Source organism: Metabacillus flavus (assembly GCF_018283675.1).
Lineage (GTDB): Bacteria > Bacillota > Bacilli > Bacillales > Bacillaceae > Metabacillus_B > Metabacillus_B flavus.
Window position 1 is genome coordinate 1,555,406 of the sequence record NZ_JAGVRK010000001.1, and the last position, 23,133, is coordinate 1,578,538.

Annotated in this window: 23 protein-coding genes; 19 read left to right on the forward strand and 4 right to left on the reverse strand. The window is 44.8% G+C overall.

The window, feature by feature from the left end; all coding sequences use genetic code 11:
* Position 1 precedes the first annotated feature (1 nt).
* Genes J9317_RS08030 through J9317_RS08070 form a run of 9 tightly spaced genes read left to right on the forward strand, consistent with a single transcriptional unit; the run spans position 2 to position 6,713 of the window.
* Positions 2-1,465, forward strand: coding sequence for an adenosylcobinamide amidohydrolase (locus tag J9317_RS08030; protein WP_211557709.1), 1,464 nt, complete (start codon positions 2-4; stop codon positions 1,463-1,465).
* Positions 1,458-2,405: an adenosylcobinamide-phosphate synthase CbiB gene (gene cbiB / locus J9317_RS08035; protein ID WP_211557710.1), complete on the forward strand. Its 948-nt coding sequence runs from the start codon at positions 1,458-1,460 to the stop codon at positions 2,403-2,405. The genes J9317_RS08030 and cbiB overlap by 8 nt, the downstream gene beginning before the upstream one ends.
* Positions 2,380-3,444 (forward strand): threonine-phosphate decarboxylase CobD, encoded by a 1,065-nt coding sequence (gene cobD, locus J9317_RS08040; RefSeq protein ID WP_211557711.1) that lies wholly within the window; start codon positions 2,380-2,382, stop codon positions 3,442-3,444. The genes cbiB and cobD overlap by 26 nt, the downstream gene beginning before the upstream one ends.
* The gene (locus J9317_RS08045) at positions 3,438-3,977 is read left to right on the forward strand and encodes a bifunctional adenosylcobinamide kinase/adenosylcobinamide-phosphate guanylyltransferase (protein WP_211557712.1); all 540 of its coding nucleotides are present in this window, start codon (positions 3,438-3,440) and stop codon (positions 3,975-3,977) included. The genes cobD and J9317_RS08045 overlap by 7 nt, the downstream gene beginning before the upstream one ends.
* Positions 3,974-4,240, forward strand: coding sequence for a hypothetical protein (locus J9317_RS08050; RefSeq protein WP_211557713.1), 267 nt, complete (start codon positions 3,974-3,976; stop codon positions 4,238-4,240). The genes J9317_RS08045 and J9317_RS08050 overlap by 4 nt, the downstream gene beginning before the upstream one ends.
* Complete coding sequence (gene cobS / locus J9317_RS08055; protein ID WP_347880513.1) at positions 4,237-5,034, forward strand: adenosylcobinamide-GDP ribazoletransferase; 798 nt, start codon at positions 4,237-4,239, stop codon at positions 5,032-5,034. Before J9317_RS08050 ends, cobS begins: the two co-directional genes overlap by 4 nt.
* Entirely contained in the window at positions 4,986-5,612 is a 627-nt protein-coding gene (locus tag J9317_RS08060) for a histidine phosphatase family protein (protein WP_211557714.1), read from the forward strand. The genes cobS and J9317_RS08060 overlap by 49 nt, the downstream gene beginning before the upstream one ends.
* A complete protein-coding gene (locus J9317_RS08065) occupies positions 5,564-5,986 on the forward strand; it encodes a bifunctional adenosylcobinamide kinase/adenosylcobinamide-phosphate guanylyltransferase (protein WP_211557718.1) in 423 nt (140 codons plus the stop codon). The genes J9317_RS08060 and J9317_RS08065 overlap by 49 nt, the downstream gene beginning before the upstream one ends.
* A 25-nt stretch (positions 5,987-6,011) precedes the next feature.
* On the forward strand, positions 6,012-6,713 hold the full coding sequence (locus tag J9317_RS08070; RefSeq protein WP_211557719.1) for a hypothetical protein: 702 nt from the start codon (positions 6,012-6,014) through the stop codon (positions 6,711-6,713).
* On the opposite strand, the gene J9317_RS20815 is transcribed toward J9317_RS08070, so the two are convergent.
* Positions 6,714-6,842: a hypothetical protein gene (locus tag J9317_RS20815; protein WP_284143266.1), complete on the reverse strand. Its 129-nt coding sequence runs from the start codon at positions 6,840-6,842 to the stop codon at positions 6,714-6,716.
* A gap of 221 nt (positions 6,843-7,063) precedes the next feature.
* On the opposite strand from J9317_RS20815, the gene J9317_RS08075 reads away from it, so the two are divergent.
* From J9317_RS08075 to J9317_RS08095, 5 genes are all read left to right on the forward strand, one after another.
* A complete protein-coding gene (locus J9317_RS08075) occupies positions 7,064-8,095 on the forward strand; it encodes a LacI family DNA-binding transcriptional regulator (protein ID WP_211557721.1) in 1,032 nt (343 codons plus the stop codon).
* Between the two features lie 54 nt (positions 8,096-8,149).
* On the forward strand, positions 8,150-8,869 hold the full coding sequence (locus tag J9317_RS08080) for a ThuA domain-containing protein (protein ID WP_211557722.1): 720 nt from the start codon (positions 8,150-8,152) through the stop codon (positions 8,867-8,869).
* Between the two features lie 102 nt (positions 8,870-8,971).
* Positions 8,972-10,015, forward strand: a complete 1,044-nt coding sequence (locus tag J9317_RS08085) for a Gfo/Idh/MocA family protein (protein ID WP_211557723.1) — start codon at positions 8,972-8,974, stop codon at positions 10,013-10,015.
* Entirely contained in the window at positions 10,012-11,043 is a 1,032-nt protein-coding gene (locus J9317_RS08090; protein ID WP_211557724.1) for a Gfo/Idh/MocA family protein, read from the forward strand. The genes J9317_RS08085 and J9317_RS08090 overlap by 4 nt, the downstream gene beginning before the upstream one ends.
* A gap of 21 nt (positions 11,044-11,064) precedes the next feature.
* Complete coding sequence (locus J9317_RS08095; RefSeq protein WP_211557726.1) at positions 11,065-12,033, forward strand: sugar phosphate isomerase/epimerase family protein; 969 nt, start codon at positions 11,065-11,067, stop codon at positions 12,031-12,033.
* Positions 12,034-12,165: 132 nt separating this feature from the next.
* Here the strand turns inward: J9317_RS08095 and J9317_RS08100 are convergent, their stop codons facing one another.
* Positions 12,166-12,978 carry a type II toxin-antitoxin system SpoIISA family toxin gene (locus J9317_RS08100; protein ID WP_211557728.1) on the reverse strand — a complete coding sequence of 271 codons (813 nt, stop codon included), beginning with the start codon at positions 12,976-12,978 and terminating at the stop codon, positions 12,166-12,168.
* A 71-nt stretch (positions 12,979-13,049) separates the two neighbouring features.
* Between J9317_RS08100 and J9317_RS08105 the strand changes: the two genes are divergently transcribed.
* The 5 genes from J9317_RS08105 to J9317_RS08125 all read left to right on the forward strand — a co-directional run bounded on the left by J9317_RS08105 (position 13,050) and on the right by J9317_RS08125 (position 20,779).
* Positions 13,050-13,811, forward strand: coding sequence for a DeoR/GlpR family DNA-binding transcription regulator (locus J9317_RS08105; RefSeq protein WP_211557734.1), 762 nt, complete (start codon positions 13,050-13,052; stop codon positions 13,809-13,811).
* 250 nt (positions 13,812-14,061) lie between these two features.
* Positions 14,062-14,814, forward strand: a complete 753-nt coding sequence (kduD, locus tag J9317_RS08110; RefSeq protein ID WP_284143267.1) for a 2-dehydro-3-deoxy-D-gluconate 5-dehydrogenase KduD — start codon at positions 14,062-14,064, stop codon at positions 14,812-14,814.
* Positions 14,815-14,833: 19 nt separating this feature from the next.
* Positions 14,834-15,661 (forward strand): 5-dehydro-4-deoxy-D-glucuronate isomerase, encoded by an 828-nt coding sequence (gene kduI, locus J9317_RS08115; protein WP_211557737.1) that lies wholly within the window; start codon positions 14,834-14,836, stop codon positions 15,659-15,661.
* 14 nt (positions 15,662-15,675) lie between these two features.
* A complete protein-coding gene (locus J9317_RS08120; RefSeq protein WP_211557739.1) occupies positions 15,676-16,884 on the forward strand; it encodes a glycoside hydrolase family 88 protein in 1,209 nt (402 codons plus the stop codon).
* A 355-nt stretch (positions 16,885-17,239) separates the two neighbouring features.
* Complete coding sequence (locus J9317_RS08125; protein ID WP_211557747.1) at positions 17,240-20,779, forward strand: heparinase II/III domain-containing protein; 3,540 nt, start codon at positions 17,240-17,242, stop codon at positions 20,777-20,779.
* A 37-nt stretch (positions 20,780-20,816) separates the two neighbouring features.
* Here the strand turns inward: J9317_RS08125 and ytvA are convergent, their stop codons facing one another.
* On the reverse strand, positions 20,817-21,560 hold the full coding sequence (ytvA, locus tag J9317_RS08130; RefSeq protein ID WP_211562217.1) for a YtvA family blue-light photoreceptor: 744 nt from the start codon (positions 21,558-21,560) through the stop codon (positions 20,817-20,819).
* 367 nt (positions 21,561-21,927) lie between these two features.
* Positions 21,928-22,935 (reverse strand): rod-share determining protein MreBH, encoded by a 1,008-nt coding sequence (gene mreBH / locus J9317_RS08135; protein WP_211557749.1) that lies wholly within the window; start codon positions 22,933-22,935, stop codon positions 21,928-21,930.
* Between the last annotated feature and the right edge of the window lie 198 nt (positions 22,936-23,133).

The following is a 23,133-nucleotide window of genomic DNA, read 5'->3' on the forward strand; positions in this document are numbered from 1 at the left end:
TATGATTGCAGTTCAGGATCTTGCTGGCGGATATCATCAAGAAAACGTATTGAATAACCTCTCTTTCACTGTAAAGGAAGGGGAGTTCTTCGGTATTCTCGGACCTAATGGCAGCGGGAAAACGACATTGATGAAGATGCTCTCTGGCATTCTGCCGGTGACCAAAGGTTCAATCAAGATAAAAAATAAAAACGTGAAGGCATACTCCAGTAAAGAACTGGCGAAGGTGATGGCTGTTTTGCCCCAGCTTACCCAGACAGCATTTGACATGACGGTAAAGGAAGCGGTCAGTATCGGACGGTACCCGCATCAGGCAAGAATTCTTCCAAGATGGACGGTTGAGGATGAAGAACTCGTGGAGCTCGCGATGAAGGATACAGGAGTCGCCGGGTTTGCCGGGCGTTCAATCCAGAGCTTAAGCGGTGGAGAACAGCAGCGCGTCTTTTTGGCTCAGGCACTTGCACAGGATCCGGATATTTTGCTTTTGGATGAACCGACGAATCATTTAGATCTTGCTTTCCAGCAGAGTCTTCTTTCACGTCTGAAAAGCTGGACAAAGAAAAGGAACTTGACGATCATTTCTATTTTTCATGATTTGAATATGGCCAGCCTGTATTGCGACAGAGTGATGCTTTTGAGCGATGGAGTCATTTCGGACATCGGAACACCGTATGAAGCGCTGCAGGAGCCAACATTAAAAAAGGTGTACAGCGCAGATATTAAACGGCATTATCATCCTTCTCATCAAAGCCCGCAGGTTATTCTGGATTCCCCGGGAGGCCCGGAAAGGCCAGTCAAAATTACAGCGGATTGGCTGTCCATTCACCCTGAGTACATCGCTTTAAAATCACCGGTTCCATTAAAGACACTGTCTTCCGCTGTAGTTCATGCGGGTATAGGCTGGTATACGACCTTTTTAAACAGACATGTCGATGTAAACTACAGCACCGATGATGTAAAGGTGGATTTAATCCGTTTCATCCAGTCAAAAGGCTTTGATCCGAATGAAACGGCCGGGATGATGACGGCGGTTCAGCTAGAGGATGTCAGTGTGAAAATGACGGAGCTTGCTGACTTCTCCATCCTGACAGTTGTGACAGCGGGAACGGGAAATGCAGCAGATGCTTCACTCGGAAAGGATAGACTGAGTGCTTCACAAGGGACGATCAACACTTGGGTATTTGTTAATGGCATCTGCTCTGAGGAAGCATTTATTCAAGCGCTGATTACAGCAACTGAGTCGAAAACGAAGGCTTTGGCAGACCGGTTTATTCAAGATCCTGTAACGAAAACCCTGGCTACTGGAACTACAACGGACAGTGTTCTGATAGCCGCGACACAGCAGGGACAGGAATTGCCTTACGGCGGTCCTGCAACAGAGCTTGGAATGGCTATTGGAAAAAGCGTGTATCATTGCACCATTGATTCAATCGACCGATATTTGGAGAAAAAAAGGCATGCTTGATCATCTGGTGGCTTTAAGTATTGCCGTTATTCTTGACCGGCTAATTGGAGATCCGCCCAAAATGCCTCATCCTGTCAGGTGGTTCGGTAAAATGATTACCATAATGGAAAAGAGGCTGAACAAGGGAAAATACAGGAAGATAAAAGGGATCGTGATGGTGCTGGTTCTCTCCGCAGCAGTCGTCACTGCGGTGGTTGTATTACAGGATTTGTGCTACGCTCTCCATCCTGCAGCCGGAGTACTTTTCCAAGCAGCGGTTATATTTACTGCGATCGCCGGGCGAAGTCTGAAGGAAGCCGCGATGGAAGTGGAAAAACCTTTAAGGTCCGGCTTACTGGAAGAAGCCCGGCTGAAACTTTCCTATATTGTAGGCAGAGATACAGAAGAGCTTCACGAAAGCGAAATTGTGAGAGGAACGGTCGAAACGGTCGCGGAAAATACAAGTGATGGAGTGACGGCACCGTTATTCTGGGCGGCAGCAGGCGGCGCTCCCCTTGCTGTTTTCTACCGTCTTATTAATACCTTGGATTCAATGGTTGGATACAAAAATGAAAGGTATGAAGAATTTGGCTGGGCTTCAGCAAAGCTTGATGATGGACTGAATTGGATACCCGCCAGAATAACGGCTTTTCTGATGCTGCTGGTTCACGGGAAGCTTGGGTTATGGAATCAAGTCTCCATGGATGCAAAGAAACATCCGAGCCCAAACAGCGGCTGGGGGGAAGCTGCTGTTGCATTTATGCTTCATATCGAGCTTGGGGGAGTCAACTTTTATCAGGGTATACGATCAGACAGAGCAAAAATGGGAAAGCCGGAACGGAAGCTGAAAAGGGTCCACATCATTCAATCTGTTGAAATGATGGAAAGAACGGTATTTGCGTTTATTGTTTTCTTATGGATTGGAGGAATGCTTGTTGAATTTGCCCCATCATGGTTCTAACCCGCAGCACGTTTATCATCGCGCTCATATGATTCCCCCTGATAAAATCATAGATTTCAGCGTAAACACGAATCCACTTGGTCCTCCGTCATTTATAAAAGAAAACTGGCTGGATTATTTGCAGTATATTAACGATTATCCTGATCCTGAAGCAGCTGCTCTTGTACAGGCCCTTTCTGAAAAAGAGCAGCTGCCGGCAGAGTGCATTCTGCCAGGGAACGGTGCTGCAGAACTTATTTTTATTCTGGCTCAGCTGTTAAAGGATGAACAGGTGCTGATTGCAGAACCAGCTTTTTCGGAATACCGCCAGGCATTGGAGGTACAAGGTGCAGTCATCGACTCACTTGTTTTGAAAGAGGAGAATGGCTGGGACCTTGATGAACGGATTTTTCAGAAGATGCAAGGGAAAAAGGCTGTGTTTATCTGCAATCCAAGTAACCCGACTGGGAGAGTTTACAGCCGGGCTCTGCTCCTTGACGTAATCGAACAGGCAAAAAAAACAGGAACCCTTATTATCTGTGATGAGGCATTTTACGATTTCACAGCGGAGAGTCATTCACTCTCAGGGGACCTTAGCCGTTATCCGAATTTGGTTATTTTACGATCCGTTACCAAAATGTATGCTCTCGCTGGAATCAGGCTCGGATATGTGATGGCATCCGCTTATATGATTGAGAAGCTAAAGAGAAGACAGCCGCATTGGAGTGTGAATGCACTGGCGCAGAGGATGGGGATTGCCTGTGCAAAGGATACAGATCATGCTGAGAAGACGAGAGGATGGATCGCATCTGAACGGGAAAGAGTGAAGCACGAGCTCGCTTCCATAGGAATGACGGTTTACCCGAGCTCCACCAACTATTATTTGATTGCAGCGCCCAAGGAAAAAGAACTTTTCCCCTATTTGCTGAAAAAAGGCATCGTCACGAGGCATACAGAAAATTTTGCCGGATTGGACGGAAACTTTCTCCGGATTGCCGTGAAGCTTCCTGATGAAAATCATGCACTTATTGAGGCACTTCGGGAGTGGAAGGGATGCTGATTTTTATATCAGGAGGGGTAAGGAGCGGCAAGTCATCATTTGCTGAACGCTTTGCAGAGGAAGCTGCAGCAGGCACTGGGAAATTAAATTATATTGCGGCTGGACGGGCTTCAGACAAGGAGATGGAACATCGGATTGCCATGCATCAATTGAAGCGCAATGACTCTCAGAAATCATGGCAGACGTTTGAGAAGCAGCGGAATCTTCATGAGCTTGCTCCTCACTTCAGCCGTAATGATATCCTTGTCCTGGATTGCCTCACTACTTGGCTGAATAATGAAATGTTTGCCCCCGATCCGCCTGAAGATCCTGTAATTCATATGATGATGGGCATTCGAATGCTCCGTCAATCGTGCGGTATGCTGATTACCGTTTCAAATGAGCTGTCATATGATGCACATCTATATGAAGAGTCTGTTTTGGATTACATAAAAGGCTTGGGAAGACTTCATCAGGCTGCTGTAAAGGAAGCTGATGCGGCATACTTGGTGGAGAATGGATTGGCCATTCTGAAAAAGGGGGGTCAACAGTGAAAGGACTAATGCTCCAAGATACCTCCTCCAGTAAAAGAAAAAGCCCTTTTTTATCCGCCATTTGCAATAAGCGTCCCCTGTTTTACAATGGCAGCACCGGATGGCTTTACAAGCTAAGCATAGCAAAAGGGCTGAATCCAGCTCCAGAATTAAATTTGGAAGCAGTCAAGCATATTCGCTGCAAACTGCCTGCAGATCAAGTTAAAAAGCACTTGGACGTGAAAAAATTGATGCGCACAGCTGAAGGCGGGTGTAAGGAGTGATAAAGAGAATAGAAGGCATACTGATAGCCATTCAATTTTTTACGGCTGTTCCAGTAAAAAAATCCTTTGAGCTGGATGAAAAAAGAGTGCTTTTTGCTGTTCAATGGCTTCCGTTCGTAGGTCTGTTAATCGGTGCTGTCCTGTCTGGAATGCTTTGGCTTGTCCTGATGTTCACTCCATTTTCAATGCCCGCTGCCGCATTCATCATTTGGCTGGCAGCCATTTTACTGACCGGAGGATTGCATCTTGACGGCTGGATGGACTCAAGTGATGCTTATTTTTCATACAGAGACAGGGAGAAGCGGCTTGAAATTATGAAGGACCCGCGGACAGGAGCCTTCGGAGTTTTATCTGTTATCATTTTACTGGCAGCACGATTTCTTTTCATTTATGAGGTGATTGAAGGACTGCAGTGGAGAGACTATTTCCTGATATTAGCTATCCCAATGCTATCCCGAACAGGAATGGGTGCACTCCTCGCGGCCGTTCCCTCCGTAAAGTCAGAGGGGTTAGCCTATTTCTTTCAAAAGGATTTGAAAAGAAATAAGGTATTGCGGTCGTACTTCACGGTTTTTCTGGCGGCGGCCGCAGTTTTTTATATGGTCGAGCCTTTATTATCTCTGTACCTTGCTATACTTGCCGCCCTGCTTGTAGGATTCACCTTTGCAGCAAAAGCCTTTATTAAAAAAGAATTCGGCGGTGTGACCGGAGATTTGCTCGGGGCAGCAGCTGAAGGAGGAGAAACATGTTTATGGATGGGTTTGTGGCTGTTACATTACTACGTCATGGCCTGACTGAAAAAAATAGCCGGCATGCCTACATCGGCTGGACAGACGATTCTTTATCCGAGGAAGGAAAATCCTCCTTGGCTGCAGTTAGCCTGCCTAAACCTGACGCATTGTTTACAAGTGGAATGCTGCGGACCAATGAGACGGCGCACCTGCTTTTTCCAGGACTAAAGAAAACGGAGATTCTGGATTTAAAGGAATATCACTTCGGCAGCTGGGAAGGTCGAACATATGCTGAATTAAAGGATGATCGTGAGTATCAGCATTGGCTTGAAAACATGGAAAATCATGCTCCTCCGGGAGGTGAAAGCTTGCAGGTATTTAAGAAAAGGGTGATGAATGGGTGGGGAAAAGTCCGTAATTCCCTGCTCAATGACGAAGCAGATACAGCGGCAATCGTCAGTCATGGCGGCCCGCTTAGACAGCTGTTAACTCTACTGTCCGGAGATGGACGGGCTTTCTGGGAATGGACTGTAAGCCCAGGAACAGGATATGAATTGATTTGGACAAAGGATTCATTCAGGAGGGGAGAACCATGCGCTTCGTTACGGGCGGTGCCTTCAACGGCAAGGCTCAATGGGTAAGAGAGCAAACCTGGTGGAGGGAAGAAGAAGGTTTATGGCTCAGTGCTTATAAAAAAGACCCTTTAATTCAAGACTTCAGACAGGTTACGGTCATTGAAGGACTTGAACAATATATTCGGGAAGACGTCCTTCAAAAGGGAGAAGAGGCTTCCAGTCAATGGCGGGCTGCAATCAGCAGGTGGCTGGAATGGGAAGGAAATGCTCACGGCAGAAGGCTTGTCCTGATTGGTTCGGATATTTCAAAGGGAATTGTCCCGATTGAAGCGGAAAACAGGATTTGGAGAGATGTAACGGGGTGGATCTACCAGGAAATCATGAGGAAGTCGGTTCAGGCGGATCTGATCTGGTACGGTATTCGAACAACTTTGAAATAAAAGTAATGGCGGAAGGATGTAGAGTATGCGGGATATCGAAACATTCCAGCTCTCTAAAGGTGAGTGGCTGGTTGCAGCATCAGATAATGCGGGGGCTATCGGCGAAAAGGCTGAGGATCAGGTCAATGCCCCGCTGGAAATAGTGGCAAAGCATACATTGAGAGTAGCACTGATGGAATGCATGTCCGCAGGGGCGTATCCTTTTTCCATAATGCTGCACAACTTTAACGGGGAGGAAGCATGGGAACGAATTGAAGGGTCATGCAGAGAATTGCTGGATGAAGCCGGAATAGGCAAAGTGTCCATCTCAGGCAGTACGGAAAGCAATATGAAGATGATTCAGTCAGCGCTTGGAATAACGGTCCTTGGAAAAGCATCCATAGTAAGAACTGGCCACACTCCAAACGGGGCAGGATTTGCAGTGATTGGACAGCCGCTTGTAGGTTCTGAAGTGCTTGATAAAAAAGATCGAATGATTCCCATGTCCCTTTTTCTCAAGCTGCTGGCTCATCCAGCAGTATATGAATTGATACCAGCTGGATCAAAAGGGATTGCACATGAGATAAAAAGCCTGTGTCCTCATGCAAGGTTCATAGAATGCGAGCTTGATATGCATAAATCGGCCGGGCCCGCATCCTGTGTCATTATGTCTTACGACAAAGCGTTTAATATAGAATTAATAAAACTTTCCGGAGGTCTGTTTCATTCTGTTTCCCTGACAGGATGATCAGGCTTTTTTTAAGTTTTTCAGCATCTTCAAAAGCTTTTGATTTTCCTCTGATACCTTATATCCCAGGTCAGCTGTAGTGAATTTTTTCGCTTTTTTAAAGCTGTTTTTTTTATTTTTATGCTCCATAGCCGAACCTCTCCCTTGCAGTTCATCATGATATATTTATATGTCATTCACCGTGAAAAATATCCGGTTTTCTGCCTATTTAAGAATAGATAAATAAGGGTAAGTGTTTAATAGAATGGAAGCGGTCTCTAAAACTTAAATATTTAGAAAAATAAAGATTGTTTTTCGAAAAAAAATCGTTTAGTATGTAAGTGGAGTTAACCGGTTAACTAGGAGGAATTATGAAAAAGAAGGTCACGATTAAGGATGTTGCCAAGCATGCCGGCGTTTCCAGCGCAGCTGTTTCTTATGTCCTGAACGGGAAAAATAAGGTCTCGGGAGAAACGAAGGAAAAGATCCGCAGATCTATTGAGGAACTTCACTATCTTCCCGATTTAACAGCCATTAGCCTTTCTAAAAAGCAATCCAAGCTGATCGGCTTGCTTAAAATTTTAAATCAGGACTCCTTATTGCCGGTATTCCAGACAAATCTTTATTATAATGAATTTATCAGCGGAGTCGAAAGTGTAGCCCGGGGTTACGGGTATGATATTCTCCTGGCAGGAATCGGTGTGGCAGATGAATGCAGCCAATGGGTTCAGAGAAGGAATCTGGATGGACTGATTGTCATGAATGCATCAGGCTCCATCGCAGAGGAGCTGGCCCGCCATATAGCTATTCCGATCGTTCTGGTAGATACATATGATGTACCGGAAGGCAGCTATCACACGATGAATATCGATGACGAGGAAGGCGGCTATCAGGCTACCGCACATTTGCTTTCACTGGGTCACACATCCATTGCCATGGTTGTTGCAGAAGCAAAAAACAGTCCGGTTGATGAACAGCGGCTAAAAGGCTACAAGAGGGCACTGAAGGAATTTGGCATTCCGTTTAAACAAGAACTGATTTTTGAGAGCGGTAACAGTACGCTTGAAGCTTCACTGGATGCCGGACAAAGCATCCTGGACAGTTCAGAGCCTATTACGGCGGTATTCGCTACTTCTGATATTGTATGTTTAGGAATTATGAGAAGATTTGCTTCAATGGGAAAAAAAATTCCTCAGGACTTTTCAATAGTCGGATTTGATGATTTAAATGTTAGTCAGTATCTATCTCCAAGTCTGACCACAGTAAGGCAGGATATTTTAGCAAAAGGAATTCAGTCATCTGAAATGATTTTCTCGGCTCTTTTTCAAAAGGAGCAGGGGCTCACTAAAAAGGTCCTTCCGGTTGAGCTCGCAGTCAGAGAATCAACTATGCAGATTACGTAAACGATTAACCCAACCGGTTAATTTATAGAAAAATACATAAGGATGGTGCAGAAAATGAATGTAACAGTATGGAATGAGAATCGTCATGAACAGAAAAATCCGGAAGTACGCTCCATTTATCCAGACGGAATTCACGGAACCATAGCGGGATTTCTTGAAGAAATGGGCCACCGCGTTCAAACCGCTACTTTGGATGAGCCTGAACACGGCTTGACTGATGATGTTCTTCGCAATACAGAAGTGATGATCTGGTGGGGCCATCTTGCGCATGAAGAAGTAGACAGTGTAATTGTAGAAAAAGTGAAAAATAGGGTATTAGACGGAATGGGACTGATTGTTCTTCACTCCGGCCATTTTTCTAAAATCTTTAAGTCCCTAATGGGGACAGGCTGTGACCTGAAATGGAGAGAGGCTGACGAAAAAGAACGGCTATGGGTAGTAGAGCCAAGCCACCCAATCGTAGATGGAATCGCCGAGTACATCGAACTTGAAAAAGAGGAAATGTACGGCGAACACTTTGACATTCCAGCACCTGACGAGCTTGTTTTCATGAGCTGGTTTGAAGGCGGAGAAGTATTCAGAAGCGGCTGTACGTACAAACGCGGCAGCGGCAAAGTGTTTTATTTCCGCCCTGGCCATGAAACGTATCCTACCTATCACAATAAAGACATTCAAAAAGTAATAGGAAATGCAGTACTATGGGCAGCACCTGCCGATCGTGAAAAACCGGTATACGGAAATGCACAGCCGCTTGAAAAGATCACAGTAAAATAAGAGATCAAAAGACGGCTGTTTAGAATCATGAAGCAGAAATATTTTTCAAGCCGGCGAATAAAGCCAGAATGAACATTATCCATTTTGAGGAGGAACCATCACATGACAAAAATTAGAATTGGTGTGGTTGGATGCGGAAGCATTGCCATCCACCGCCACCTGCCTGAATATGCAGTACTTGATACTGCAGAAATCACAGCCGTATGCGACATCGTTGAGGAACGCGCAAATGAAATGGCATCTATTTACGGAGCAGCTGCCTATACAGATTATCAGGACTTAATTGCCAGCGGCAAGGTAGATGCAATCAGTGTCTGCACACCGAACTACCTTCATGCCCCAGTATCAATAGCAGCGCTTAAAGCGGGATTGCACGTTCTATGCGAAAAGCCGATGGCCACATCAAAAGAAGACGCTGAAGCAATGATTGCTGCCGAAAAGGAATCAGGCAAAAAGCTTATGATCGCACACAATCAGCGTTTTACTGCTGCACATCAAAAGGCGCGCAAGCTGATTGAATCAGGCGAAATGGGAAGAATCTACAGCTTCCGTACGGCATTTGGCCATCCCGGACCTGAAGCATGGAGCATCGATGGAAAAGACAGCTGGTTCTTCAAAAAAGAAGAAGCATTTATTGGGGCAATGGGAGACTTGGGAGTTCATAAAACAGACTTAATGCGCTACCTGCTTGGAGAAGAGTTTACGGAAGTTGGCGCATTCGTTCAAACGAGTGCAAAAACATTCGGAGATGTTGACGATAATGCGGTGTGTGTTTTGAAAACAGGATCAGGGATACTTGGTACATTAACCGCGAGCTGGTCTTATACAGGAAAGGAAGACAATTCCACCATTATTTATTGTGAAAATGGAATTATCCGCCTGGAGGATGATCCTGTTCACAGCCTGGTAATTCAATATTCAAATGGTGAAATTGCAAAATTTGAGCTTGGAAAAATTCAGTCAAATGAAGAAGGCGGTCAAGTCATTTCGAAAGTTGTGAATCACTTCGTCGAATGCATCTTGGAGGATAAGCAGCCGCTGGTTACAGGGGAAGAAGGAAAAAAATCGCTTGAAGTGATTTTAGCTGCTATGGAATCCAGTGAAACAAAGCAAATTGTGTCAATCAGCCAGGGCGTTATTGCATGAAAAAACTAAGGATTGGCATCATTGGAGCAGGAGGCATTGCTACCGGACGCCACATTCCATCCTTTCAGCACTTTTCAGACCAGGCAGAAATTACAGCTGTGAGCGATATTAATGTGCATCGTGCAGAAGATGTAGCGAAAGAATTCGGGATTCCCCGGTTTTTTGGGGACTATACCGAGATGCTTCCTGAAGTAGATGCGGTTGTCGTATGTACACCAAATAAATTTCATGCAGAAATCTCCATTGCCGCGCTTCAGGCAGGCGTTCATGTTTTATGCGAGAAGCCGATGGCATTGTCCGCAGCAGAATGCAAAGTAATGATTGAAACGGCTAAAGAATGCCAGAGAAAGCTTGCTATCGCCTATCATTACCGCTATATGAAGGAAGCGCAGGCAGCCAAAAAAGTGATGATTACAGAGGAAATCGGCACACCTTTAGTCGTCCGCATAAAAGCCTTGCGGCGCAGAAAAGTTCCAGGCTGGGGGGTCTTTACAAACAAGGAGCTGCAAGGAGGAGGCAGCTTAATTGATTACGGCTGTCACCTGCTTGATCTGGCCCTTTGGCTGATTGGCAACCCGAAAATTATCGACGTAACAGGCAGCACCTACAATGCGTTAAGCAAAGTACCGAATCAGGTAAACCTGTGGGGCCATTATGATCATCAAAGATTTAATGTTGATGATCATGTGACGGCATATATTCGATTTGAAAATGGAACGTCAATGCTTTTTGAAACGTCATGGGCAACAAACATACGTGATGATGAGGAACATCTCAGCATCTCTGGCGTAAATGGCGGGATCAGTGTTTTTCCAATGGAATTGTACACAACTAAATACAACATGCTGTTCAATAGCCAGCCTGCCTGGATTCCTGGAGAAGAGGATCCAGGAATTCTTCAGGCGAAGAATTTTATTGCTGCCTGCTTCAACGAAGAAGAGCTCATTGTTCAGCCTGAGGAAGCGATGCAGGTTTCTGAAGTAATCGATGCGATTTACGAAAGCGGAAAGATTACCATTAAAGAATAGAGAATAAAAGGAGTGGGAGACATGAAACTAGGCGTATTCACTGTTTTATTTTCCGATATGGAATTCGAGCAAATGCTTGATACCGTTCAAGCAGCTGGTCTGCATGCGGTCGAAATCGGTACTGGCTGCTATCCGGGAAATGCTCACTGCAATTTGGATGAGCTTTTGTCCAGCGAAGAAGCAAGAAAGCAGTATAAAGAAAAAGTAGATAGCCGCGGACTGAGCATCAGTGCTTTCAGCTGCCACGGCAATCCGATTTCTCCTGACCGTGCTTTCGCAGCAGAATCGGATGAAACCCTTCGAAAAACAATCAAGCTTGCTTCTCTTCTCGAGGTCCCGGTTGTGAACTGCTTTTCCGGAACTGCAGGTGAATCCGAAGACGCAAAATACCCGAACTGGCCCGTTACTCCATGGCCAAATGAATATGGAGATGTTTTGACTTGGCAGTGGGAAAATAAGCTTGTTCCTTATTGGAAAGAGGTTGGGGAACTGGCTAAAGAGCATAATGTGAAAATTGGTCTTGAGCTTCATGGCGGCTTCCTGGTTCATACACCTTACACACTGCTCAAGCTTCGTGAAAAAACATGTGATGCGATTGGCGCAAACCTGGATCCAAGCCATCTGTGGTGGCAGGGAATTGATCCTGTAGCAGCGATTAAAATTCTTGCTAAAGAGAACGCCATTCACCATTTCCATGCAAAAGACACTCATATTGACCCGGAAAATGTCAACATGTACGGCTTAACTGACATGCAGCCTTACGGTGAAGTCCGTTCAAGAGCCTGGTCATTCCGTTCTGTCGGGTGCGGCCATAGCAATGATGAATGGGGCCGCATGATCAGCACACTGGTCACATACGGATATGATTACGTTGTCAGCATCGAACACGAAGACCCGATCATGAGTATCCAAGAAGGCTTCAAACGTGCCGTAACCAATCTCCAATCTGTACTAATTGAAGAAAAACCTGCTGATATGTGGTGGGTATAATAACAGAAAGGACAGCCCTGCCAATGGGAGCTGTCCTTTTTTACAGGCGGAAATGTCATCTGGGTGTTCAAAATTAAAAATTTAAGCTGGATGTTTCTCAGCATAACCTGAAATACCTTATCAAAATAAAGCTTACTCCGCCATTTGACTTCCAGGTTCACTCTTCTTCGATTGCGTCCGCCACTCCAGTATCTTCACTAAATTGATGACATGCAGGGTGTCTATTTCCATGATTGAATTTTCTCTGGCTGAGAGGATAAGCAGATACGAGTAGTGTCCGTATATGGGGATGACGGCCACCGTTTCTTCATTAAATGAATGGACCCGGGCCTGTTTCAGCTGATCTGAAACGTGCTGTTTATCGTTGATGGAAATATTAAAAATGGTTTCCAGACGTCCCAGCACCTGGTGAATGCTTTGGGTAAAATGATAATCATCATCCCCGCCCAGATAATAAAGTTTTACATGAAAATCAAACTGATCCGTGTAAATTTCCACGTATGCGGTTACGGATTTCTCATATTCTTCAAAGCTTTGCAGTGAAGATTCCTTTGGCATCAAGTCCTCTTCCTCCTGTATAATGAGCGAAAACGCAGTTGATTTTTTCCTCATATATTCCAGAGTCCGCTCGTTATGCTGGATGGTCTGTTCAATCCATTCACTATGCTTGAACTCAGCCGAACCGATCTTTTGGATATTGGGAGTTTGAAAAATGCTAAGATCAATAAAGACAGCAGCGGCTGCCAGCTGAAGAATAAGAGGCCAATCCTGAAATGAAAGAACATTATAAAAAAAACACCCTGAAAGAAACACCAAAAATAATGCGTACAGCCATTTTCTTAAAGCCTGCAGCAGGGAAGAGTAGACAGTTTTGTTTATCATATAAAGTACGATGGCGGCGGCAGAATAGATGACCATAATTAGAAACAGCCACTGTACGTACATACACATACCCCCTTCTAACCATATTTATTGGACGAAGGGCAGAAAGATGATAGAGAAAGGGCGAAAAGGCCATGCATTTTGTAGAACGTCATGAAAAAATCATTCAAACCCTTGAAAAAGAGAAAATAGTGAAGGTAACAGAACTGAGCATCAGCCTGAACGTAACGGAAAAAACCGTCCGGCAGGATCTCATTGTGCTTGAGAATAAAGGATTGCTCAAACGTATTTACGGGGGAGCTATTTTACCTGAAAGTACAGGGATGCTGCCTGTCGAGAAAAGGCAGGCTAGCTTCCTGCATGAAAAAAAGCAGGCAGCTAAAGCAGCAGCTGAAAGGATAGAAGAAGAGGATACTGTTTTTTTGGATGGGGGGAGCACGATGCTTGAGCTTGCCAAGCTCCTTATTCACCGCAAAATAACGGTCATAACAAACGATATTAAAATTGCGCACACTCTATTAGGAGCAGAAAAAGTTCAGCTGATCATGCCGGGGGGAGGAAGAATTCCGGCTTCATCCGGCTTATACGGTCCCATTGCTCAGGAAGCACTTCAAAAAATGAAAGTGAAAAAACTCTTTCTTGGAACGACAGCGGCAGATTTTGTGAACGGTCTCACTGTGTTCAGCCACTTTCAGGCTGAATATAAAAAAACCATCATCTCCATGGCAGATCACGTGACGCTCGTAACGGATCATACAAAATTTGGACAAACGGCTCTTATTCAATATGCCGGTTTTCAGGACATTGATGAAGTGGTAACGAATGCAGATTTAACAGAGCGCTGGAAAAAGGAATTGGAAAAACGGGGAATATCGGTCACTTATGCTGTTGGCTAAGCTAGAGGAATCCCGGGAAATCAGGGATTCAATTAAAAGCAGGATTAATACAATCAACAGCACCCTTAATGGAACCGAAATCTCCGGTAATTCAATAATTCTCTCAAATTCGCTTGCTCGATTTATAATTTTATCTAAAATCTCAAAAACTTCCAAAACCTACTATCCCTATTTTTCCCAGTGTGCTAAACTAATGAAAACGAACATAAAGATACAAATATGAACACGAATGGGAAGTGGAGGGATTTTTTTGTCACAATTTTCGCTTCATGGAAAGGTGGCTCTTGTGACAGGGGCAAGCCGCGGTCTTGGCAGGGGAATGGCTCTTGGATTGGCGGAAGCAGGTGCCGATATAATCGGCGCAGGGATCAGCGATATGTCCAATGTGCAAGAAGAGATTGAGAGTTTGGGAAGATCATTTTTGGGAATTAAAGCGGATTTTTCAGAAGAAAATCAGCGAACCAATTTGATTAAGGATGCTATTCGGGAAAACGGGAGAATTGACATTCTTGTCAATAATTCCGGCATAATCCGGCGTGCCCCTGCAGTTGATTACTCAATGGAGGACTGGAGAGCGGTCATCAATTTGAACATGGATGCGGTGTTTCAGCTGTGCTCAGAAGCAGGGCGGCATATGCTGGAGCGGGGTTCAGGGAAAATCATTAATATTGCCTCTATGCTTTCCTTTCAGGGCGGGATCCGTGTACCTGCTTATACAGCAAGCAAGCATGCGGTAGCAGGGTTGACCAAAGCACTCTCAAACGAGTGGGCAGGAAAGGGAATCTGCGTAAATGCGATTGCCCCGGGTTATATGGAAACAGACAATACAGAAGCACTTAGGCAGGATGAGGAGCGCAGCGCTTTTATCCAATCAAGAATTCCGGCAGGAAGATGGGGTTTGCCTGAAGATTTAAAGGGGCCGGCTGTTTTTCTGGCATCGGATGCATCCAATTATGTAAGCGGTCACATACTTGCGGTTGACGGTGGATGGCTTAACTTTTAAAAAGCAGGGAGAGGAAAAAATGGAAACGAGACATTGTGCAAGCAAGGAAGAAACGATAAGGTATACGACGGAAGAGCTAAGAAATGCTTTTTTAATTGAGTCGCTGTTTGAAAACGATCAGCTGAAGCTCACATATACCCATGAAGACAGGATGCTGATTGGCGGAGCTGTGCCTGTGAGGGAGCCTTTGACTCTGATTGAGCCTGATATTAAGACAAAGGCATTTTTTGAAAGAAGAGAGGCCGGAATCATTAACATCGGCGGACCGGGTTCCATTAAAGTGGATGGAGAAGAATATCATCTAGATCAAAAAGACTGTCTTTATGTGGGGCTCGGAAAAAATGAAGTGGTGCTCTCAAGTGAAGATCAGAAGAATCCTGCCCGTTTTTATATTTTATCTGCCCTGGCGCATCAAGAATATCCGACGGTTAAAATTGGGATCAATGAAGCAGCTCCTGTCCATTTGGGTGATGAAAAAAACTCCAATAAACGGACGATCTACAAGTATATTCATGCGGAAGGCGTGCAAAGCTCGCAGCTGATGATGGGAATGACGCTCCTTGCACCGAATTGCATGTGGAATACAATGCCTGCACATATCCACGATCGCCGCTCCGAAGTATATTTATATTTTGATATGGAACCGGACACCCGCGTTTTTCACTTTATGGGCGAGCCATCTGAAACAAGACATTTAGTAGTGAAAAATGAGCAGTCTGTTATTTCTCCAAGCTGGTCAATTCATTCAGGAATCGGCACGAGCAATTACACATTTATTTGGGCAATGGCTGGTGAAAATTATACATTTGATGACATGGAACAGGTCAAGATGAGTGATTTGCGATAGGGGGGAACTAATTCGTGAGTGTGGTCAATGAAGGAATAAAAATAAACCGGTACAAAGCTTTAGATGTTTCACCTGATTTCGTTGATAAGGCTTTGGAACATGCTTTAGAAAAAATCAGTGCTAACCTTGAGCCGTTTACTTATATTTTCCCTGATGACACGACAATCGAGGGCCTGTATTACGCACGCAAGCCTGAAAAAACCGGCCAGACTAGAGGAGGGAACCATGGCTGGACTACGAGCTTCTGGACAGGGATGATCTGGCTTGCCTATGAAATAACCGGGGATAAGAAGTACCGGAAAGCAGCTGAAGTTCATGTTGAAAGTTTTTATGACCGAATCGTTAATAAATCTGACTGCGGCCATCATGACCTGGGGTTTCTGTATACTCTTTCCTGTGTAAGCGGGTATAAGCTAACTGGAAATGAAACGGCGAAGAAGGCCGCTCTATTGGCCGCCGACCACTTAATGACGCGTTATTTTGAAAATGCAGGTATTATCCAGGCATGGGGAGACTTGAATGATCCAAAACAAAGGGGCCGGATTATTATTGATTGTCTCATGAATCTGCCCTTGCTTTATTGGGCGGCAGAGGTTACGGGAGAGGCTCGTTACAAAGCGGCTGCGGAAAAGCATGCACAGAATGCTTATAAGTGGATTGTAAGGGAAGATGCATCTACGTACCACACCTATTTCTTTGATCCTGAGACAGGAGAAGCGAAATACGGAAAAACACATCAGGGGTACCGGGATGATTCCTGCTGGGCCCGGGGGCAGGCTTGGGGAATTTATGGGTTTCCGTTAAGCTTTATCTATACAAAAAATCCTGAATTCCTGGAAATGACCGAAAAGCTTGCCCACTATTTTTTGAACCGGACACCGGCTGACGGTATTGTATATTGGGACCTTGCCTTTACAGATGGAAGCGGTGAGGAAAAGGACAGCTCATCAACGGCCATCGCTGCCTGCGGACTGGATGAACTTGCGAAGCATACAGGGAATCAGGAACTGAGAAGCTATTATAGTCAGGCTGCTTCCGTGATGCTGAGAGATTTATATGCAGGCTATTCAACGAAGAACCATCCGGAGTCAAATGCACTCTTATTGCATGGAGTATATGCAAAACCTGAGCATCTTGGAGTGGATGAAGGCAACTTGTGGGGCGACTATTATTATATGGAAGGCCTCGTCCGCCTGAAAAAAAACTGGAACTTGTATTGGTAAGAGCAGCTGCCTGACAGCTGCTTCTTTTAAAATAGGCTGTGTTAAAGCATTATGTTGATTTATTAACACCTGTTGATTGGAGCGGAAGGCGTGAGACTGCGGGAGCAGCGGGACAGGTGAGACCCCGCAGTGGCGAAGCCAGGAGGAGGCTCACCGCCCGCCCAAGGATAAGCGAATGCCTGCATCGGAAATCAACAGCTAAGTTTAACAGAGCATTAAAAAAAGAGAAATGGAAGCGCTTAAAAATACGGTTTGGCTCATTTTCATGGAAATGGTTTCACTTGCTTCCTGCCAGTATAAGAGCATGTGAGCGGGCTTTAACCGGGGGAAATGGATGGTAATCAAGAGGGGAATAATGATTTTACTGTCTTTGATGCTATTGATGCTGAGTTGTCCTTACTATGCAAAAGCTGATGATCCGCCTGCTGAAGAAAATAGAGAAGAAGAGCAGCTTGTCATTCAGGACTTTGAGGCTATAACCGAATGGAAGGGGCTGGTGGAGGAAACGGAAACCATTCATGAAGGCAGTTATGCCGGAAAATGGATGATCACGGATAGAAACAGCGGAAATATGACAAAAGCCATTGAGACAAATTCCATTCCTAATGACTGGTCCTCCTATAATTCTTTAAATCTTTGGATCCACTCCGAAAAAGCAACAAACGATCGAATCTACGTAGTACTCTACTCAGATAATTCTGCTACCGCACAGCTTGACTACTATATCACCTCTATTCAAATTACATGGCAGGGATGGCAGAAAGTCAGGCTGCCCTACTATTCCTTCCGGGCAGGATATACGCCAGCCGGTTTTAATAAAATTGATCAGCTTAGACTCCATGCTTCCTGGTACGGGGAAACCCCTAATCCAGACACCCGTTTAATCCTGGATCAAATGACACTGGACTATACAAAAGAATCTGATATTCTGCCAATAGACGGTTTTGAAGATTCGAAGAAATGGACATCGATTACTGAGAACAGCAAATACGTGAAAGAGGGACTTTTCAGCGGTAAATGGGATCAGATGCCCTCAAAAAAAGCGGTTCAGTCTACAGCCATCCCAAAGGACTGGTCGCGCTATGACAAGCTTGATTTTTGGATGTATTCTGAAAAAGCAACCGGCACCATGATTTATCCAATATTGGACTCGGATGATCCGGCTACAGAAGGATTTGATTATTTTCTTACAGGCCTGAAAATTGACTGGACAGGATGGAAGCTGGTTTCCATCAATTTAAAAGACTTTACTCCATCCAGACAGCCGCTTGGGCTTCATACAGTGAAAAAACTGACATTTCACTCCTACTGGTACAGCGATCAGACGCCGGATCCGGAGACAGTTGTATATTTTGATGATATGAAGCTTGTAAGAGAATCGTTTCAGGTTTCTCCTAAAATCATCGCAAAAGAAGGGGTTCCCGGAACAGAACAAACGTATTTCGTGACACTATTAAATAAAGCTGATGAGACGGACCATTTTGATGTCAGTATACCTGAAGAGTTTTCTAATGATGTTACTGTAAGTGAGAAATCCGGGGAGCTGCAGCCGGGAAAATCCAAAATTCTGGCCGTTCAATGGAAATGGCCTAAGGAAACACAGGCAGGAGAGGAACAGACCATGACAATATCGATATTGTCCCGGTTAAAGCTTGGGGCAAGCTTTCAAGTAAAGCTGAAATGGAAGCCGGTTCAGTGGAAGGCAGTCAGCCATTCAAGGCCGAAATCTTTTATAAATGCTAATGAGCTATCAGAAGCGAAGAGAAGGACGGCCGAAGAACCGTGGGCCGCAGATTACTATAAAAAATTGATCAAGTCCGCCGATCAGCTTCTCCTATCGAACCTGGATGTTCTGGACCAGGCAGGAGGCCATGGAATGTGGTTCCTGTGTGATGACAGCTCGCCCCTTCAATATGACCCGGCGAGTCCCAATAAACACTACTGTCCTTCAGAAGATAAATATTATACAGGGGATTCTTATGATGCAGGCTGGCGTTATTACCGCCACAATGAAGTCATCAAAGCAGCCCGCACGCTGGCGTCAGCGTACAAACTGAGCAGTGATATGAGGTATGGCAGAAAAGCCGCAGATCTGCTAATCAATTACGCAAACTATTATCCGAATTATGCAAAGCAGGCAAGGGGAGGAAGGCTTTTTTGGCAAACTCTTGATGAATCGGTAAGCATGGTCGACCTCGCTTACACGTATGATCTGCTTTATGACAGCGGATTATTTTCAGATCGGGATAAAGCGAATATCGAGTTGAATATGCTCCGTCCATCAGCTGTTGCCATCAGTGAATATGATATGGGACGATCCAACTGGCAGGCGTGGCATAATGCTGCTGTAGGCATGGTCGGATTTGTTCTTGGAGACCGGGAGTACATGGAATTTGCCATCAACGGGGAACATGGATTTCATTATTTGATGAAGGAGAGTGTTCTTTCGGACGGATTTTGGTGGGAAGGGTCCATGGCCTATCATTTGTATGCATTGAGGGCCCTGCAGCATCTGGCAGATGGGGCTAAAAACTGGGGATATGATTTATATAGCAGTCCTGAACTTAAAAAAATGTATGAAGTTCCTTTAGATTATGCGTACCCGAATTTTGGCCTCCCTTTTAATAATGATGGCGGAATATATGGAAGCTCGCTGATGGATCCGGTCACAAAAAAAGGGAATTTTGATTATGAACCGGCATATTCAGCATACAAGACTCCTAGTTTTGCCTGGCTGCTGGATACGAAATACAAGCAAATCCCTCGTGAAGGAGAATATGCGCTTTTTAAAGGCCTCCCAGTCATTCCGGACAATGGTTCTTATGAATGGAAGAGCAGGAATTTCGAAGGGGCAGGCCAAAGCTTACTGCGGACCGGCAGCGTGTATGCCCTCATGGACTATGGTCCTTATGGAGGGTCACACGGGCACCCTGATAAGCTCCATATTGATTTGTTTGCAGAAGGAGAAGCATTTGCGCCTGATTTTGGAACCCCAAGCTATGGCCATGTCCTTTATACAGGCTGGTATAAGCAAACAGTCAGCCATAATACACTGACTGTGGATGGAACCTCACAGAGAGCAGCAGAGGGGAAGCTTGAACATTTTGCATTAGGCAAGAGTTTGCAGGTGATGAAGGCTGAAGGCGGTGAAGCATACCCTGGTGTGGAAGTGAAAAGAACGGTATTGATGTGGGACCGCTATGCAGTGGACTGGATGGAAGCGTCAAGTCCTGGTGCAATCAGGCAATATGATTGGGTGTTCCACGGTCTTGGTGATTTCTCATCCAATCTGAATCTCTCGGAACGTCATTCCCCTCTCGGAGCACAGAATGGATATCAATTTCTTAAGAATCCAAAAAGCGCTTTCGTGCAGGATTCCTTTCAAACAAAATGGAAGCTTGGCAATAAAACGCTGGGAATGATTTCGCTTGGAACAGGATTGAAGGAAGTCGCATCGGCAATGGGTCCAGGACCTTCTTCAGAGCCTGAAAAAACCTATCCCGTTCTCTTTCAGCGCCAAAAAGGCGAGAAAGCACACTTTGTTAATGTTTTTGGTGCAGGAGAGATGGAATTCAGCGCAAAATGGGCTGACGATCATGTTATACAAATAGCGGATGAGGGCGGTGCAGCCTGTTTGTTTGCTAACCCGGAGACAGATGAGGGCGGTCTTTTCGCAGGAAGGATTGCACTAGATAAAGGTAAGGTGAAAAGCTGCCAGGAGCTGCCTGTAAAGGTACTGGCTGCAGGAGAAAAACTGACGATCGTCCTTCCATCTAAAACAATCATGCGAAGTGCGACCTTAATGATTAAGGGAACCGGCTATAAAGTAATTACCGTAAATGGAAAGGAAACTTCCGGCAACGAGATGAACGGATTGACTGTTATTGAACAATAGGAAGAACAGCCCCCGCTTGATTCAGCAGGGGGCTGTTTTAATTAAGGGCATTAATTGCCTGTTTCACATTCATATACGTTCGAATACTGGATAGCTGCCCGATTAAATCAGTGCTAGTCTCCATAATGAGCAAAGGAGTTACACCTGTCAAAATCAATTCCGTTCCCATCATATTTAGTACATTATAAAGCTTGAGCAGGCTTGCAACCTCATCTTTCTCTACTTTTACCAGTCCTGACAGATCCACAATGATTGCATGATCCTCAGCCTCGGAGGCATAAGAAGAAACGGCGTTCAATACTTCTTCGGATCTTTTGTTGCTAAGCTCTCCGATCAATGGAAGGACGGAGAGCTTATCACTAATGGGAACAATTGGAGTAGAAAGCTCAGTAATTCTTTCAAGGTATTCCTTTTGCTTTGTTACGTTCTTTTGAATACCAATAAAATATGTTTTTTGCTCACTTTCTACAAAGGCAGGCTCGATATGTAATTCATTCCAAAAGGCGGATCCGTCTTTCCTATAATTAACGATTTCAATAAGGATGGGCTTATGGTCTTTCAGTGCTTTTTTAATCATACCAACTGTTTCAAAGCTTGTATTCTTCCCTTGAAGAAAGCGGCAGTTTTTTCCCAGGACATCCTGATGGGAATACCCTGTCATTTCTACAAATCCCTGATTTACATAAACGAGGGGATTATCCGGAAGGGAAGGATCGGTTACGGATATTCCAACATGGGTAGAATCCAGCGTTTTTTTAAATAGCTCATCACTCATCATCATTTTTGCCAAAAATAGTTCCTCCAGGTCGTTTTCTTATTTGATTTAATCCCTTTTTCGAAACCTCTAAACAACCTCTCTCAAACTTGGAATCCTAAAGAAAATCAAGAAATTAATAATTTTTGAAAAAGCCGGTTTGGGAAACTTTCCTTTCATATGATAGTTTCGGCGGCATTTCCACTAAAGGGATTGTAAAGCTTTACTTAGGTATATGGTTAGTCTCCTGAGCGCTGAGCGTCTGGTGTTCTCAACTGTCCAGCTGCTCCAGCAGTCGCTTCAATTAATGATCAGAACCTATTTGTAAATAACTGTTTTTTAAAATGAGCCTAAAAAAAGCCTGGAGCTCCAGGCTTTTTCAGAAACAAGTTTGTTATTTAGCTGCTTTTTGAAGCTTGTGAATGACACCGAGAGAGCGTCCGGTCCCGATTGCGACTGATTCAAGCGGATTTGGTGCCAGATGGACAGGCACAACAATCTCTTGGCTCAGCCAGTCCTGCATGCCGTTCAGCAGCGCTCCTCCGCCTGTAAGAATCACTCCGCGGTCTACAATATCCCCGCTGAGTTCCGGCGGGCAATCTTCTAATGTCGCACGGATGGCTTCTAGAATATGAGACAGGGACTCTTTCATCGCCTGCTGAATTTCATTGGAACGAAGCTGGATGGTTTTAGGCAGTCCGGTTACTAAATCCCGTCCGCGCACATCCATTGTTAATTCTTCGTGATCAACAAGTGCGTATCCAATTTCTATTTTAATTTGTTCAGCTGTCCGTTCCCCAACAAGAAGGTTATATTTTTTCCGGACATATGTAACAATATCCTCGTCAAGCTGGTCTCCGCCGATACGAATGGAGTGGCAGGAAACAACGCCTCCAAAGGAAATGATGGCAACTTCCGTCGTCCCGCCGCCGATGTCCACCACTACGTTCGCTACCGGTTCTGCTACAGGCAGGTCGGCTCCGATGGCTGCGGCTACAGGTTCCTCAATCAAATGCACATGCTTCGCACCGCAGTTTTTAACAGCATCATGGATAGCGCGGCGTTCAACTGATGTAGATCCTGAAGGTGTACATACGACGACACTCGGTTTTCTGATGGAAAACCCAAGCTGCTTACTGGCTTTTTTCATAATTTGTTTTAGCATCTCAGTGGTTACATCATAGTCAGCAATAACCCCATCTTTAAGCGGGCGGATCGCAACAATTTTACCTGGTGTTTTTCCAATCATGCTTTTCGCTTCAGCACCGACAGCGAGCACGGTTTTTGTTTCCGTATCAATTGCTACTACGGACGGTTCGTTTAATATAATCCCTTTGTTTTTTGTGTAAACCAATATATTGGCAGTTCCAAGATCAATCCCGATTTCAGTGTTAGAAAACATGTTTTCACCCATTCTTTATAGAATTCTAGACTTATATATGGCTTCTATTAATTATGTCGATTTATGGGGGTGGTTTTCAATGGAATGTTGTGGAAGCTGATTTTTCTCTGTTCCAAATAGGTTGTTCCGCCCGGTAACGGGTATCATTTTACATAAGAATTTGATACAGTTAGTCTGGAAATCAAAAATAGGGTTATT